The sequence below is a fragment of the Paenibacillus sp. D9 genome (genome assembly GCF_001188365.1).
Taxonomy (GTDB): domain Bacteria; phylum Bacillota; class Bacilli; order Paenibacillales; family Paenibacillaceae; genus Paenibacillus_O; species Paenibacillus_O humicus.
Genome location: NZ_JZEJ01000001.1, coordinates 5,272,320 through 5,287,494 on the forward strand (window position 1 = coordinate 5,272,320; position 15,175 = coordinate 5,287,494).

Annotated in this window: 17 protein-coding genes; 13 read left to right on the top strand and 4 right to left on the bottom strand. The window is 58.7% G+C overall.

The features are described 5' to 3' along the window. The coding region (locus VE23_RS27150) for a hypothetical protein (RefSeq protein WP_198156209.1) at positions 1-289 on the top strand (289 nt) is incomplete at its 5' end. Positions 290-373: 84 nt separating this feature from the next. Here the strand turns inward: VE23_RS27150 and VE23_RS23605 are convergent. Then, a complete protein-coding gene (locus VE23_RS23605; RefSeq protein WP_048747565.1) occupies positions 374-1,171 on the bottom strand; it encodes an NAD kinase in 798 nt (265 codons plus the stop codon). Positions 1,172-1,252: 81 nt separating this feature from the next. Then, a complete protein-coding gene (gene ylbJ / locus VE23_RS23610; RefSeq protein WP_049869334.1) occupies positions 1,253-2,320 on the bottom strand; it encodes a sporulation integral membrane protein YlbJ in 1,068 nt (355 codons plus the stop codon). Between the two features lie 54 nt (positions 2,321-2,374). On the opposite strand from ylbJ, the gene VE23_RS26760 reads away from it, so the two are divergent. The 3 genes from VE23_RS26760 (at position 2,375) to VE23_RS23620 (ending at position 3,893) form a co-directional block, all read left to right on the top strand. Beyond that, positions 2,375-2,536: a hypothetical protein gene (locus VE23_RS26760; RefSeq protein ID WP_157054040.1), complete on the top strand. Its 162-nt coding sequence runs from the start codon at positions 2,375-2,377 to the stop codon at positions 2,534-2,536. Between the two features lie 220 nt (positions 2,537-2,756). Then, positions 2,757-3,155 (top strand): globin domain-containing protein, encoded by a 399-nt coding sequence (locus tag VE23_RS23615; RefSeq protein WP_049869336.1) that lies wholly within the window; start codon positions 2,757-2,759, stop codon positions 3,153-3,155. Positions 3,156-3,170: 15 nt separating this feature from the next. Then, complete coding sequence (locus VE23_RS23620; RefSeq protein ID WP_069202520.1) at positions 3,171-3,893, top strand: DUF2225 domain-containing protein; 723 nt, start codon at positions 3,171-3,173, stop codon at positions 3,891-3,893. A 180-nt stretch (positions 3,894-4,073) separates the two neighbouring features. Here VE23_RS23620 and VE23_RS23625 read toward each other — a convergent pair whose 3' ends face one another. Then, positions 4,074-4,310, bottom strand: a complete 237-nt coding sequence (locus tag VE23_RS23625; RefSeq protein WP_049869337.1) for a hypothetical protein — start codon at positions 4,308-4,310, stop codon at positions 4,074-4,076. Next, positions 4,297-4,500, bottom strand: coding sequence for a YycC family protein (locus VE23_RS23630; RefSeq protein ID WP_021880809.1), 204 nt, complete (start codon positions 4,498-4,500; stop codon positions 4,297-4,299). Before VE23_RS23630 ends, VE23_RS23625 begins: the two co-directional genes overlap by 14 nt. A gap of 164 nt (positions 4,501-4,664) precedes the next feature. Between VE23_RS23630 and VE23_RS23635 the strand changes: the two genes are divergently transcribed. From VE23_RS23635 to VE23_RS23675, 9 genes are all read left to right on the top strand, one after another. Next, entirely contained in the window at positions 4,665-6,461 is a 1,797-nt protein-coding gene (locus tag VE23_RS23635) for a M3 family oligoendopeptidase (protein WP_048747564.1), read from the top strand. A gap of 399 nt (positions 6,462-6,860) precedes the next feature. After that, entirely contained in the window at positions 6,861-7,523 is a 663-nt protein-coding gene (gene fsa / locus VE23_RS23640) for a fructose-6-phosphate aldolase (protein WP_021880812.1), read from the top strand. Positions 7,524-7,666: 143 nt separating this feature from the next. Then, positions 7,667-8,788: a hypothetical protein gene (locus VE23_RS23645; protein ID WP_049869338.1), complete on the top strand. Its 1,122-nt coding sequence runs from the start codon at positions 7,667-7,669 to the stop codon at positions 8,786-8,788. A gap of 113 nt (positions 8,789-8,901) precedes the next feature. Beyond that, on the top strand, positions 8,902-10,095 hold the full coding sequence (locus VE23_RS23650; protein WP_083436470.1) for a CpaF family protein: 1,194 nt from the start codon (positions 8,902-8,904) through the stop codon (positions 10,093-10,095). Next, positions 10,070-10,915 carry a type II secretion system F family protein gene (locus VE23_RS23655; protein WP_232317026.1) on the top strand — a complete coding sequence of 282 codons (846 nt, stop codon included), beginning with the start codon at positions 10,070-10,072 and terminating at the stop codon, positions 10,913-10,915. Before VE23_RS23650 ends, VE23_RS23655 begins: the two co-directional genes overlap by 26 nt. 17 nt (positions 10,916-10,932) lie before the next feature. Continuing rightward, positions 10,933-11,814, top strand: a complete 882-nt coding sequence (locus VE23_RS23660; RefSeq protein ID WP_049869339.1) for a type II secretion system F family protein — start codon at positions 10,933-10,935, stop codon at positions 11,812-11,814. Positions 11,815-11,868: 54 nt separating this feature from the next. Further along, positions 11,869-12,069, top strand: a complete 201-nt coding sequence (locus VE23_RS23665; protein ID WP_049869340.1) for a Flp1 family type IVb pilin — start codon at positions 11,869-11,871, stop codon at positions 12,067-12,069. After that, positions 12,062-12,718: a hypothetical protein gene (locus tag VE23_RS23670; RefSeq protein ID WP_048747092.1), complete on the top strand. Its 657-nt coding sequence runs from the start codon at positions 12,062-12,064 to the stop codon at positions 12,716-12,718. The genes VE23_RS23665 and VE23_RS23670 overlap by 8 nt, the downstream gene beginning before the upstream one ends. Next, positions 12,702-15,092, top strand: a complete 2,391-nt coding sequence (locus VE23_RS23675; protein WP_049869342.1) for a hypothetical protein — start codon at positions 12,702-12,704, stop codon at positions 15,090-15,092. The genes VE23_RS23670 and VE23_RS23675 overlap by 17 nt, the downstream gene beginning before the upstream one ends. Positions 15,093-15,175: the final 83 nt, after the last annotated feature.

Genomic DNA, 15,175 nt, shown 5'->3' on the forward strand with positions numbered 1-15,175 from the left:
CGAGCCCGCCGCTGAAGGCGGAGGCGAACGCCGCGAGCAGAGCGGCGGCGAGAGCCGGCGGGAGCGGCGCGGCCAAGCGGCGGCTGCGGAACGCACGCGCGAAGCGGCCCCCGAAGCTCGCAGCGAACGGCGCGAGCATCAGTCGGGGGGCAAGCGGCGCTCCGGCAGGAGCGGCGGTTATCCCCGCCGCGACGGCGACTCGGCGAGCGCAGGCCAGGGAGCGGAGCAGAAGTCCGGCGGAAGCAAGAAGCGTCCGTCTCCGCCTCCGACCCCGCCTCCGACCAGCTGAGCGTCAAAAAAAGGATGTTCCCTGCAAGCCGGCTATGCCGTGCTTCGGGAACATCCTTTTTTATCGTTGCCTGCTCGTCCGATTTCAGTTGTCGCTGAAGTCGATGAACGCATCGCGCACGCGGTTCCAGAAAGGGAACGGACGGTAGCGGGCGAAGCTGATCTTGGCAGGAGCGACGCTGCAGCGGATGGAGCGGATATCGGCCCTCTCGATGCTCAGATGATCGATCGTGAGCAGCAGCCTCTGATCCTTTTTGGACACGATGTCGCAGTGGTGATGCTCGGGCAGGATGACCGAGGTGCCGAGCGTCCGGTAGACGCGGTTGTTGATCGATGCGATCTCCGCGAGCTGCAGGGAAGGAATGGACGGGTGGATGACTGCTCCGTTGAGGCTCTTGTTGTAAGCGGTGCTGCCCGACGGCGTCGAGATGACCATGCCGTCGCCGCGGAAGGTTTCGAAGGGCTCGTCGTTGATGTTGACCTGCACGACAAGAGTGCCGTCGACGCCCTTGAGCGTGAATTCGTTCAAGGCCAAATATCCGGTTGCTCCCTCCGGAGTATCCAGCTCGATCTGGGCAATGGGGTAACGGACGATGCGCGGCTTCTGCTCGGCCATCATCTCCACGAGCTGCTCGATCTCATCGGCCTTCCAGTCGGCATAAAAGCCGAGATGGCCGGTATGGACGCCGACGAAGGCAATGTCATCGACTCGGTCCAAATAAGTATGGAAAGCATGGAGCAGGGTTCCATCCCCGCCAATGGAAACGACGGTATCCGGCTTCTTGTCGTTGCGGACGAAGCCTCGTGACGCAGCCAGCAGGTGGAAACGCTCCGTCAATTCATTGGAATACCGGTCGCCTCTGCTGAGTACCACATAATTGATCAAGAATGGCGCTCCTTCCGAAACAAACAGGATAACCTGATGATAGCGGAAAACCGGCGTGAAAACAATGTCGAACGCACTTCAGCCCGGTCCGAGCCACCCCCACAGCAGATAGACAAGCGCCGCCGCGATAAGGCTGTGCGCGAGCCTTGCGAGCAGGAAGGGACGGTAGCGCAAGCCGGTATGGCTGAGCAGGCTGGCGATCTGGGCGTGGACGGACAGACCGGCCCAGCTAAGCACCCATGCGGCGGCCGCTGCCTGATGGATGAGCGGAACTCCGGCTTCGGCGGAAGCCTTGGCGCCGAGAGTGACCTCGAACAGGCCGCTTACGAAAGGAGCGGCCATATCGCCGGACAAGCCGAATCGAACAAACAAGGCCGCGAAGAAATGCTCCAGCGCCCCAAGCACCGAGGCTTGGCGCAGAAGCTCCATCAACACGGAGAACACGACGACGAGACCTCCGACAACGACCATGAGCCTGAGGCCGGAAGCGATGGAATCCTTGAGCAGCACGCTGAAGGAGCGTCCGTCGAGCAGCCTTGCTTCGTGCATCGCCTTCAAGGCCGCGCTTAGGCCGCGCTGCGGCTTTCCGGTACCGGACTTTCCGGCTCGGGAGGCTGTCTCAGGTTCCGTGGCACCGTGGAAACGCATGAGCACGCCGATGATGAGGCTGCCGCCATAATGAGCGGCTGCAAGAATAGGGGCGAGAGCCGACTGGTGGAAGAAGCCGACCGACACGGCTCCGATCAGAAAAATGGGATCCGAGGTCGTCGTGATGGCGACGAGCCGTTCTCCTTCCACTCGGGTCAGGAGCTGCTGATCCCGCAGTTGGGAGGTGAGCCTGGCGCCGACCGGATACCCTGACAGATAGCCCATCGCAAGCACGAAGCCGCCGCTGCCGGGAATCCGAAAAAGCGGGCGCATGAACGGATCCATCAGCTTGCCCATGAAGTGGACGATTCCTATGCCGAGCATCAGCTCCGAGATGACGAAAAAAGGAAAGAGCGCAGGAAAAAGGACTTCCCACCAGATGGCTAGTCCTCTTAGGGAAGAGTGGAGGACCGGTTCGGGAAAAACGGCCATCAGCGCTGCGAGCAGCGCCGCGCAGAAGGCGGTCACGGTACTGGGGTGTAGCAGCATTCTTGCCATGTAACGATCCGTTCCTCCTTATGAAGCCTGGTTAACTTTAAGATATGACCAGCGATGGACAAACAGAAGCCGAATCGCAGGCAGCCTGAAGGCAAAGGTGGAGAAGTCGGAAAAATCCAAATGATGAAAAAAATCATTAGAAAACGCTTGCAAAAAGGGGTGGCATTTACGGGGCGATATGGTACAATAGCATTACCTTTACCATGCTTGGAGTGATGGACATGAGTATTGTCGCCGGCATTCTGGTCTGTGCTTTTGTGTATGTGATTCGCGAGTCCCTTATGGCTCCTGGTGAAGAAGAATACGATAGCTGAAGAATCCTACTATAACCACATTCCAAATGCCCGCGGAAGCGGGCGTTTTTTTGTATGTAAAGGCTTTCGTGAAGAAGAAGAAAACAAGACTAAAGAACTAATAAGGGAGGCAATTATTGCCGATGAATAGATATAACAGCCTATACGAATTGATGGGCGGTCATGAGACCGTAGCAAGAATGGTGGAGGCCTTTTATCCTAGAGTCCAAAAGAACGAGCTGCTGTCTCCGCTGTTTCAGCGGGATATCGGGCCGGTTATGGAAAAGCAAATCCAATTCCTTACCCAGTTTTTCGGCGGACCTTCTCTGTTTTCCGACCAGCACGGCCATCCGATGATGCGCGCCCGCCATCTTCCTTTCGCGATTACGAAGGAACATGCCGATGCTTGGCTCGCCTGCATGAGCGGAGCTTTGGAGGAGATCGGCATGCCGGAGGATTTGAAGTCCCATGTGCTCGAGCGGCTGTCGGGACCTGCCCATCATTTCGTTAATACCGCTTCGGACGGAGGCAACGAAAGTTAAGGAGATGATCTCCACATGGAGCCGCTATATCAGACCGCAGCACTGTGCCCCTGCTGCGGCAACGGATTCGAGACACCCCGTGTCCGCCCGAGCTTCAAGCGGGCCGTAGCGGTCGACACCGATTTCTGTTCTCATTTCAAGGGAATTCATGCCGACTATTATGTTGTCCGGGTTTGCCCGCAATGCGGCTTTTCAACGACGGAGAACAGCTTGAGCAGCCTTACCGATGCGCAGAAGGAGAACTATTATTCCCTGTATGGACGGATGTGGCAGCCCCGCAGCTATAGCGGTGCGCGCACGAGCAGCCAGGCTTTGGACTGCTACAAGCTGGCCCTGCTCAGTGCCGTAGCCGCGCAGGACAAGGATCGTTTGATCGCCGGACTTCTCCATCATATCGCCTGGCTGTACCGGGATGAGGGCGACAGCGGCCAGGAGATGCGGTTTCTCCGGCATGCGCTGGAATCTTATCGGCGGGTGTACGAAACCGAGAAAGTGGACAATGACGCCAAGCTCATGTACCTGATCGGAGAGCTGCACAGGCGTCTCGGCGAACGGAAGGAGGCGGTGTGGTGGTTCTCCAGAGTGGTGAACGACAAGCGGATTGTGGACGCCGCGATGATCAAGGCAAGCCGCAGCCAGTGGCAGCTGGTGCGCGAAGGAAACGAGGATGCGCCTGAATGGATGATGGGGGGCATTCCGCAAGCAAGCGGAGGTTATGAAGCGCAGGCTATCGGCTGAGGTTCATTCCTTGTATAAATGCAAGCAGGGCGTTCGCCCGTCATGGTGACGGGCGCGCCTTTTTTTCATTGCTTGGGCGCAAAATGACTCCAGCCTCTTTTGCTTGAAGGCAGGAGCGGCGGACTTGAACAGCAAAAAGAAGTCCCTGAGCAGCAGCAAGGCTGATAGGGACTTCCAAAATTAGTGAAGGCGGTGAAGATCGGTGTCGGTGAGCAGGTAGTCCTTGTCGGCATCGACCAGCGTGACCCTGCTGTGGCAGCATGGAAATACGAGCAGCCTTTTGGCTCCGGAAGATACGCTTTTCAGATCGGCGGGCTTCAAGGGAAGCAGGACATGGTCGGTTCCGCAGAAGGGACAGGTTACATAGACGTCCTTCATCATCACGTCGTAAGGCAACGCCTTTTCAAACGGGATCATGGGTATCGCCTTGCTGCGGATCGGGTGCGGATTCCGCCTCGTTCGCGGTATCCGGCGTATTTTTGGCAAGCTCGGCCATCTTCTGAAGCAGAATGTGGCGGGGCATATGCATGAGATGCTCCAGCGGAATGTTAAGCTCTTTGGCCAGCCGAACCGCGGTTTCGGCTGACAGCTGCAGGGGTCTGGACATGGCGGTGCCTCCTCAGGCCGGTTCCGTCTCCGCAGAACAGGGTAGCGCGTCGGAGCGGATTGGCGATATAATTCAGTTATACAACGGGAACGCCGGCGGTGCAAACCGAATGCTTCTGCCGGATAGCCCATGGCGGGCAGCTGCCTGCCGAAAGGAGACCGTCCATGGAAACCAATACATACCCGCTGACATGGGATTTGGATGTCTTTTTCAAAGGGGGAGCCGCATCCCCGGAGCTGGAGGAAGTTCTCAAGGGCGTGAAGGCCGACATTGCCCGCATCAGCCAAACGATGCTGGCTTCTTCCGGTTCGGAAGGCGTTCCGGGAGCCAGGCCGGAACAGCTGGAGGAGTGGACGGATACCCTCCAATCCATCCAGGTGCGCCTGCACGAGGCTGCTTCCTTCGTCGGCTGCCTGATGGCGGAAAATGTGGACAATACAGCGGCTACCGCTCTTAATGGCCGCATCCAGTCCCTGGAAGCCGACTATCTCATCGCGCTGACCCGCTTCGACGACCTCATCAGCCGCACTCCGGATTCCATCTGGGACGGCTGGGTACAGAGCTCTCCGGTCCGCTTCTACCTCAACGAGCGGCGCCAGAACGCCAAGGACAAGCTGAGTCCGGAGCTGGAAGCGCTGGCGGCCGACCTGGCCGTCGACGGCTACCATGGCTGGGGCAATCTGTACAGCCGCATCGTCTCCCGCGCGAAGTTCCGCGCCAAGGACAAGGACGGTCAGGAGAAGGAGCTTTCCGCAGGCCAGATGTTCAACCGTTTGTTCGAGGCGGACCGCGCCGTGCGGGCCGAGTCCTTCGCCGAGTGGGAGCGCGAATGGGCGGAGCATGCCCAGCTTTGCGCCGATGCGCTGAACCATATTTCCGGCTTCAGGCTCAAGCTGTATGACCGCCGCGGCTGGAGCGACGTCCTCAAGGAGCCGCTCAAGGTCAACCGGATGACACAGTCGACGCTGGATGCCATGTGGGGAGCGATCAACGAAGGCAAGCAGGATCTGGTGCGCTACTTCGAGCGCAAGGCCAAGCTGCTCGGGCTTGAAAAGCTGGCTTGGCATGACATCACGGCGCCGATCGGCGGTGCTTCGAAGCATATTCCATACGAGGAAGGCTGCGACCTGATCCGCGAGCAATTCGCCAAGTTCGACCCGGCGCTGGCCGAGTTCGCCGACAAGGCTTTCCGCGAAGGCTGGATCGAGGCGGAAGACCGCCCCGGCAAACGTCCTGGCGGCTTCTGCACCTCGTTCCCCGCGACGGGACAGACCCGTATCTTCATGACCTACTCCGGGACGGAGGACAATGTGTCTACGCTTGCCCATGAGCTCGGACATGCCTACCATCAATACGTCATGGACGGGCTGCCGGCGTTCTCTCAGAACTATGCGATGAACGTGGCCGAGACGGCTTCGACCTTCGCCGAGATGATTGTGGCGGAATCCCAGCTCGAGCAGGCGAAGACCAAAGAAGAAAAACTGTCGCTGCTGGAGCTGAAAATCCAGAACGGCGTTTCGTTCTACATGAACATCCATGCCCGGCTCCTGTTCGAGGTCCGCTTCTACGAAGAGCGCCGCAACGGCGAAGTATCCGTCGAGCGCCTGAACGAACTTATGGTCGAAGCCCAGCGCGAAGCGTTCAGCGGCGTGCTTGACGAGGCGCATCCTCATTTTTGGGCTGCGAAGCTTCATTTCTACATTACGGATGTTCCTTTCTACAACTTCCCGTACACCTTCGGCTACCTGTTCAGCGCAGGCCTGTACGCCAAAGCCAAGGAGGAAGGCCCTTCCTTCGCGTCCCGCTACGTCGACCTTCTCCGTGATACGGGCAGCATGACCGTAGAGGAGCTGGCGCTCAAGCATCTGGGAGTGAATCTGCAGCAGGCCGGATTCTGGCAAAGCGCGGTCGCGCTGACCAGCGAAGACATCCGCCAGTTCATGGAGCTGACGGAAGAATAATTCGAACCCCTTTTCTCCATTCCCGCCGGGATGGAGGAAAGGGGTTTTCCTTTCATCGCTGCAGCTGCTCTCAGCGGTATGCCCGCTCATAAGCAAGCCATTCCGCTCTCCATGAAGATTCCATAAAGGCTCTTGAATCGCCGCTGGCGTCGGGAGTATGCTTGACCCGGGCGAAAGCTTTTCGAGCTTCAAGCGGACGGAGGAAGAAGCCCTGAAAAAGTTGAACCCGGCGGCGGAAAAGGTGGAATAAGCTGCCGGTGTAGACGAGCATGTTAAAGGTCGGGGCTTTGGACATTCCGGCTGCGCTTGACGGCGGCACAGCCGGCGGATTCATGGTTTGTCTTTTTGGCCGAAAGGGTAAAAAAACGGATGGACATATGAACAGGAGGCAGGAGAAGCATGAAATTCTTTTTGGATACCGCCAATGTCGAGGAAATCAAACGGATCGCCAAGCTGGGTCTTGTAGACGGAGTGACCACGAATCCGACGCTGGTTGCCAAGGAAGGCCGCATATTCAAGGAAGTCGTGCAGGAAATCTGCAGCATCGTATCCGGTCCGGTCAGCGCCGAGGTCACGGGCTCCACGAGCGATGAAATGCTCAAGGAAGCGCTGGAAATAGCGGAATGGGCGCCGAACGTCGTCATCAAGGTCCCCCTGACGGAAGACGGCCTGTTCACGACCCATGCACTCTCCCAAAAAGGAATCAAAACCAATGTGACGCTCGTATTCTCCGCCGCTCAAGGGCTCATGGCGGCCAAGGCGGGAGCGACGTTCATCAGTCCGTTCGTCGGCAGGCTGGACGACATCGGCATGACGGGCATGGATCTTGTGCGTGATTTGACGACGATTATCAACAATTACAAGTTCCAGACCGAGATCATCGTAGCCAGCGTGCGCAATCTGGAGCATGTGAAGCAGGCTGCGGTCGCCGGAGCGCATATCGCTACGATCCCGGGCTCCTTGCTGCCGTCGCTGTGGAAGCATCCATTGACGGATATCGGCATCGAGAGATTTACGGCTGACTGGAACAAGATGCAGGCCAGCCTCTCCGCCAAAGGCTGACGAGAAAGAAGATTGACGGGATTTTAATCTCCGTGATATAGTGAATTCAACTAAATTTTGGTCATGCGGAAGCACCGCGAACGATCAGGGTACCCCCTGTTGCGTTTGCGGTGCTTTTTTGCGTCTCCATGAAGGAGGACTCCATGGGAAAGCTTGATCTTATTCTGGCTGCCGACGGCGAGTACGCCAGGCGCTTAAGCGAATATATGCGGGATATGCCCGGCGGCAGATGGCGGGTAACGGCTTGCACGACGCCGGATAGTCTTCGCGGTTATTTGAAGGGAGGGTATCCGGTAGATCTGGTTCTGGTCGAGCCCGCATTCATCCATGAAGCCGAGAAAGCCTGTCCGGTTTCCAGGCTGGCTGTTCTTGTCAGAAGGCGGGGGGAGGGAGGCGGACATCCGGAGCTGCTTCAGTTCAGACCGCTTCCGGAGCTGATCGCATCTATGGAAGCGGTGCATGCGGGGACAGATGCGCTCAGGACATCGGCAGACGGGAGAGCGTTTGTAGCAGCCGTCTACGATCCGGCAGGAGGGCAGGGCAAGACGGTGCTTTCCATAGAGCTTGCCCGGCAAGCGGCGGCGCAGGGCCAGCGGGTGCTGTACCTCAACTTCGAGGTATGGGAGGCTTCGGAGGTTTTTCTCGGCTCAGGCTCCAGCACCCCCGAAATGGAAGGAGGAGTCGGCAGGCTGCTTTACTGCCTCAAGGCGGGCAAGCAGGATGCGGCCCGGCAGCTTGCGCAAATCCGTACGTTCAGCAGCGCGGTGAAATGCGACTATTTCCCGCCGTCTCCGGGACCGGAGGAACGGCTGGCCATGACCGGCGAGGATGCTGTCCTGCTGCTCGATTTTCTTGCCGGCGGCGGGTTTTACGATTTCATCGTAGCGGATATGGACAGCCTGCTGGACGAGGCCGCTGCATCGATCTGGCAGCGGAGCGGCCGCATCGTCTGGCTTGTCCCCTCATCGGAATCCTCAATCGCGAAAACTCGCTCGGCGCTGGACTACGCGGCGAGAGCATACCCGGACGGGCTCAGGATGGAAGAGCGGAAGGTTTTGTTCGTGCAAGCCATGGCAAGGCCAGATTCGCAGAAAGCGGCGGAGCTGACGGGCGGCCGGGGGCCGGCCGCCAGGGATCCGCAGCTAGACTATGCGGCTGCCCTTCCCGTCATGGCCCAATACCGCGAGGGCGGGACCGTAAGTCCCGCTTATGCCAACACGGTGCGGCAGCTTCTGCGGCGAATGCTTCCGGAGCTTGCCGGATGAACCGCTCCGAGGCTGGCGCACGATACGGGACAGGCAGCCCTGGTTATGTCCGGGAACAAGACTTGCGGCAGGAAATCGCCTCGCTTCGCTCCAGGGTCCGCTCCCTGGTCGACATGAGCGGAGAGATCAGCGACTCGGGATTGACGGCGGCGATAGAGGCGACTGTGGCCGAATGGCCGGGAGGCGCCAGACTGACTTCTACCGACAGGCTGGCGCTGGTCAAGCGGCTCTATCATTCCTTCCGGGGATTGGATGTGCTTCAGCCGCTGCTGAATGACGACTCGGTTACGGAGATTATGATCAACGGGCACGAGACGATTTTTGCGGAGCGGTCCGGCAAGCTGGAATGCCTGCCTCTTTCCTTCGAGAGCCGCGAGCGGCTGGAGGATCTCATCCAATCGATCGTAGCCGCTGTTAACCGGGTCGTCAACGAATCCTCCCCGATTGTAGATGCGCGCCTGCCCGATGGATCGAGAGTTCATATCGTGCTGCCGCCGATAGCCTTGCAGGGCCCGGTTCTGACGATACGGAAATTTCCCAAGCAGCCTCTGCTCATGGACGATTTGATCGCGGCCGGCTGTCTGGACGAGGAAGCGGCAGCATTTCTGGCGCAGCTGGTCCGAGCGGGATTCAACCTTTTCATCAGCGGCGGCACCGGTACGGGCAAAACGACCTTTCTGAACGCCTTGTCCAGGTTCATCCCGCCGGATGAGCGGCTCATCACGATCGAGGACTCGGCTGAGCTTCAATTGAAGGCGCCGAACCTGGTGTCTCTGGAGACGCGGAATGCCAATACCGAGGGGAAGGGGGAGATTCCGATGAGACAGCTGATCCGAGCTTCCCTGCGCATGCGTCCGGATCGGATCATCGTCGGGGAAGTGAGAGGAGCCGAAGCGCTCGACATGCTGGCTGCCATGAATACCGGGCACTCGGGAAGCATGGGTACCGGCCATAGCAACAGCGCCAAGGACATGCTGAGCCGGCTTGAGACGATGGTATTGAGCGGTGCGGCTGAGCTTCCGCTCGCGGCTATCCGGCAGCAGCTCGCTTCCGCGCTGGATATCATCGTTCATTTGTCCCGGATGCGCGATCATTCCCGCAAAGTGCAGGAAGTCGTGCAGGTGACCGGAATGAAGGACGGGGACATCCAGCTGGAGACCTTGTTCCGGTATGAGGATGGAGCGGGGAGAGGCCGGCTCCGACGGCTGCCCATTCCGCTGGCCCGCATGGACAAATGGGTTCGCTGCGGTTTCGATCCGATAGAAGCGGGGGTGTCAGCAGTTGAACAGCCGCCTGAAAAGAATTGATCCCGTCAAGGCGGGGCTGCTGGCAGCCCGGCTCGGCTGGGAGCCCGCAAGATCACAATCTGCCTGCCGCATCCGGCTGCCGGATTATTCCGTCTTCTCCTTGACACGCAAGCAATTCGCCGTTTCCGCGGGAGCGGGGTCCACGGCAGTATTCGCCGCCGTTTATTTGTTCTATTTGTCCGTACCGGCCGCCGCCGCCTGCTCGATTGCGGGGCTTCTGGTCCCGAGGAAATACAGGGACTATTTGCGGCGCAGACGCCAAGCCAAGCTTAGGCTGCAATTCAAGGAAATGCTGTTTTCGCTGTCATCCTCTCTAGCGGCCGGGAGGTCGGTAGAGAACGCTTTTTTCGCCTCGCTTGACGACCTGCGTCTCATGTACCCGGAGTCTCGCTCCGATCTCATGCTCGAGCTGGAAGCGATCCGGCATCGATGCGGCAACGGCGACCCGCTGGAGGCCGGGCTTGCCGACTTCGCCTCGCGGTCCGGGGTGGAGGAGATCCGGCAGTTCGCCGACGTTTTCATTACATGCAAGAGGACAGGCGGCAATCTGATCGAGATCATACGGCGCACCTCCCAAACGATCGGGGAGAAAATCGAAATCAACCAGGAGATTGATGTCATGATTTCCCGCAAGCGTTTCGAAGCCAGAATCATGACAGGCGTTCCCTTCGCTTTCATGGCTTTTCTGCACGGTTCGGCGCCGGACTATATGGTCCCCCTTTACGCAGCGCCTGAAGGGTATATCGTGATTACAGCCGCCTTGTTGATGCTGGCGGCATGCGGGTGGCTGATGATGAGGATCATGGCTATCCGATTGTAAAAAGGAGGAATAAATCCATGTGGACATTATGGATGGCTGGATTGATGGCTTCCGCATGGCTGACCGCCGCGTGGAGGCATGCGGCGGCCGGCGGCAGGCCGCTGCCTGCTGTCCTGCTCCGCTGGGACAAGCCGGCTCTTGCCGCTTGCTTCGGAGCCCCAGCGTTGCTCCAGGCGGTGGAAGAGGCCGGACTGATGCCGCGCATCGAGGAGCATGTAGCGGGCTTGCACGCCTCCATGATCATCCTGAATGGAGAAGCATGGACTCCGGACCGTACCCGGCACTTTCTGGCTCTGGCTTGCTTACAAGGATGCGGGGCCGCTCTGGCCGGCTTGCTGCTCGCCGCTGCCGCCGGAGAGCAGGCTGTCGCCTGGCTGGGGCTTGCATGCGGAGCGCTGATTCCGGCCTCCAGGATCCGGGGCATCCGGGAATCCCTGAACAAGCGAAAACAAGCCTTGCTGCTTGCCTTGCCTGACTTGCTGGTCAAGCTGATGCTGCTCGTCGGAGCCGGAGAAACGATGCAGAAAGCATTGGCGAGATGCGCAGCCTGCGAGGCAGGAGGAGGTCTGGAGAGGCTGCTGCATGTAGAGCTGGGACGCGCCGTCCATGCCATGGGCAACGGGTTGTCGTTCGCCGCCGCCATGGAAGCGTTCAGCCGCCGCTGCGCCGTTCAGGAAGTGTCGGTCTTTACGACGGTGCTTTTGCTCAATTATCGTCGCGGCGGCGAACAGCTCGCTCTATCCTTGCGCGAGATCTCCCATCCATTGTGGGAGAAACGCAAAAGCCTGGCCCGCATTCGCGGAGAGGAAGCTTCTTCCAAGCTGGTGTTTCCGCTGACAGGGATTTTCTTTCTGCTCATGGTCCTTGTCGGAGCTCCCGCGATGCTGCTGATGAACTGACTTTAGGCAACGAATCTTTTATGGTCAACATTACATTAATTGGAGGCGGTCTGGATGAGCACAGCAGTATGGTACAGCTGCAAAAAGGCGGCAAAAAAATTCGGGAGGTCGGAGGACGGTCTCGGTACGCTGGAGGTCATTCTGATTATCGCTGTCGTCATTATTATCGCGCTATTGTTCAAGGACTGGATCATCGAGCTGATCAATAATCTGATGGGAAAAGCGGATGATCAGGCCAATACGATCTTTGAATGACCGTATCCGTAAGCTCTGCAGCTCCACCGGAGGAAGCTTTACGCTGGAGGCGAGCACCGTCTTCCCGCTGCTATTCGGCGCCTTGTTTCTGTATTTCATCGTTGCTTTGTACCTTTTTCAGCAAGGAGTCTTCTACTCCGGAGCGGTCATGGCATCCGAAGCGGCGGCTTTCCGCTGGGACAACAGCAGGCGCGATGCGGCTTCGGGCCTGCCGCCGGCAGGCGAAGACGACGGGTTGTATTGGAGGCTGACGGAGGATGGACTTCTACGAGGCATGATGAATATGGGCCAGCCGGCGGAGTCTATATCGGCCTACCCATTGGACCGCCGAGGCGCCGTACCTTATGATCTGCCTGCCGTCAAGCTCGCCAAGGCAGGCGATAGGCTGAACGAATCATGGACGGGAGAGATGCGTTACTTGCGCGGCGTGCACGGCATGATCGAGACAAGACTTTATCCTTCTGTTCCGATTGATCTACCGGGCGGCAGGAAGATCGGCGCGGCCGCCAAGGCTCAGCCTTCCGACCCGGTCGAATTTATCCGTTCGATCGATCTTGTCCGATACTACACGGCGAAATTCCGAACTTCGGAGGATATCTCCCCGGACAAGGCCGGAAAGGTGCTGCAGAATTATGGAGGAGCCCAATAAGAATGAAGAAGCCTGTCGCAAAAAAAGGCTGCCGGAAGACGGCACTCAAGGCGCTGTTACGATCTGGGCATGCGCAGCTTCGGCAGCTCTGCTTTTGTTGATGGCGGTATTGATTGACTATTCGAGAATCTCTTCCTTCCGCCACAAGCTTGAAGGCTTGGCGCAGACCGGCGTCCGCTCCGTCTTATCCGCTTACGATGAGGCGCTCTACGAGCGATACGGATTGTTCGGCCGCGGAGGCACCGACGGCGGAGCGCTGCTGGCCGAAGCGGTGCAGCTTGGTCTCGCAACCGGCTCGGGGCGTAATGCTCCCGGCGATTCCATCCGGTTGCAATGGCTTGATATGGAGGTTTCCGAAAGCTCGTTGCAGCCTGCGGCTTTTCTGGGAGACCGCCGCATCTTCGGCCGTCAGATCATGCAGGAGATGAAATACAAAGCCCCTATCGATCTGACGCTGGAGCTGATCGATAAGTTCCGTCCGCTCTCCGAAGCGATGGGTCAAACGGCTGCCGCCGTGGATAAGCTGGGAAGTCTCGAGCAGGCATTCGACAGGAGGCAGCAAGCGCTTGAGAACATGCTGCTGAAGCAGCAGCAAACGGCAGCGAATCATGCAAGCCGAAGCGGCTATGGCGTTTTGATCGGAACGGGAGGCTCGAATGGAGCGGAAGCATCTGAGCTCCATTCGATATCTGCCGAATATCCTCTTTATTTGGAATGGATTTCTCTGGATGAAGCGGCAGCCCGAGCATGGCAGGAGGCGGCTGCTGGCCTTCCGTCGCCCAGTCCGGGCGCAACGCCGATTCCTTTGCCGCCGCCATATTCCCATTCGTCCGAAATTGCGAGCTACGAAAGCAGAGCCGCGGCAGTGTCCGCGAAGCTTCAGCTGGCTGCGGATGCAGCTGGAAGCCATGATTCCGTTCTGGATGAAGCTTTAGGACAGCTTGGAGCAGCCAGGAGGGCGGAGCTTGAGATGAAAGCCGTGCTGGATGGGCGCAATGGGGCCGGGAATTCATCCTACCGGCTGCCAGCCGGCAGCTCTGCTGCCGCCGGCTCCGTTCCTGGATCGGTGTCCGTGCTGGATGGCGCATCGGATATGCTGCTTGGAGAGAACTGGTTTTCCCAAGCGGAAAAAAACGTTCTGGAGCAGCGCGACAATTTCCGCAGCCTTTCTTCATCTGCTCAAGCTGCGGCAATCGGACTTCGTCGGGCATTGGAGGAGCGTTCGGTGTCATGGGCAAGCCGTTTGTCCATTCATGAGCAAGAGCTGTACCGCCAATGGAGATCTTATGAGGAGAAATGGATCGCGCCAGGCGTTATGCTGGCCGAACAGGCCAGGAGCATCGGCAATGCGGACAGCCGAAAAGAAGAGCGGAAAGCTGAAAAGAAGAAAGCCGCTTCACTCTGGAGGGAAGCAGAGCAGCTGCTGAATGCAGTGGAAGGATTGAAGGGAACCGAGGAGGACTTGGAAGCTTTCCGCCATGCAGACAGCTTGTTCAAGGCCAGCATGGACTTCAATCGGCTGCAGGAAGAGGGAGACGGCACTGACGAGGCCGGCAATGGAAAGGCCGGCGGGGACAAATCATCGTTTGAAGGAGTCTTTGGCAGCGGCGGAGCCGATGAAGCCGTAAAAGGCTCGCAAAAGCTGGCTGGAGGCGTATTCTCCGGCATGGGGGCTTTGCTGTCCCAAGGCGGGGAGCGGCTGTTCACGGCGCAGTATGCAGCCCAGCGGTTCAGCTCTGCGGACCCGCGCATGCTCGACAGCCTGATTTCGGGCTTGAGCGGACCCGCCGGAGAACCCCGGCGGCAAGACGGGGAAGGAGTCCGGCAAGATTCGGCTTTGACGGCTATGACATCGCTGGAAAACCAGGAAATGGAATACATCCTATATGGCTTCAGCCATCCATCTGGAAATCTTGGAGCCGCATACGGCGAGCTGTTTGCTTTCCGCCTGGCAGTCCGGACCATGGAGGGATTGATCGAGAGTCGCGCAGCCGGACATCCGCTGCTGGTGCTGGCGATGGCTGCGGTTTATGGATTGAGAGAAGCAATCGGGGATGTGAGAGCGATTCTTGCAACCGGCCAGGCTCCTATATCCAAATATGTTCCGGCAGAGCTGTCCTATTTGGATTACTTGAGGCTGTTTTATTTGCTGCATGGTTCCGAAGATTCCCGTCTCAGCCGGATGATAGCGATCATCGAGCTCAACACGGGGACGAATCTGGCTTCCGTGCCGACAGGCGCGACGGTGGAGGTGCAGGCTTCCATGCGGCTGTGGTTCCTGACGGGAGCAGCGAGGCTGCTTGGCAGAGGCGGCCCTGAACATGGAGATGGAGGACGGTATGAATGGTCTACGCGAGCAGGCTGGTCCTACTGAAACCCTTCAGGAGATTTCGTTGTTCGGCTCCTTGGCGGCAGCCCGCTTCTCCTCGCATTCCCTTGGAAAGGGGGAGCAAGTCT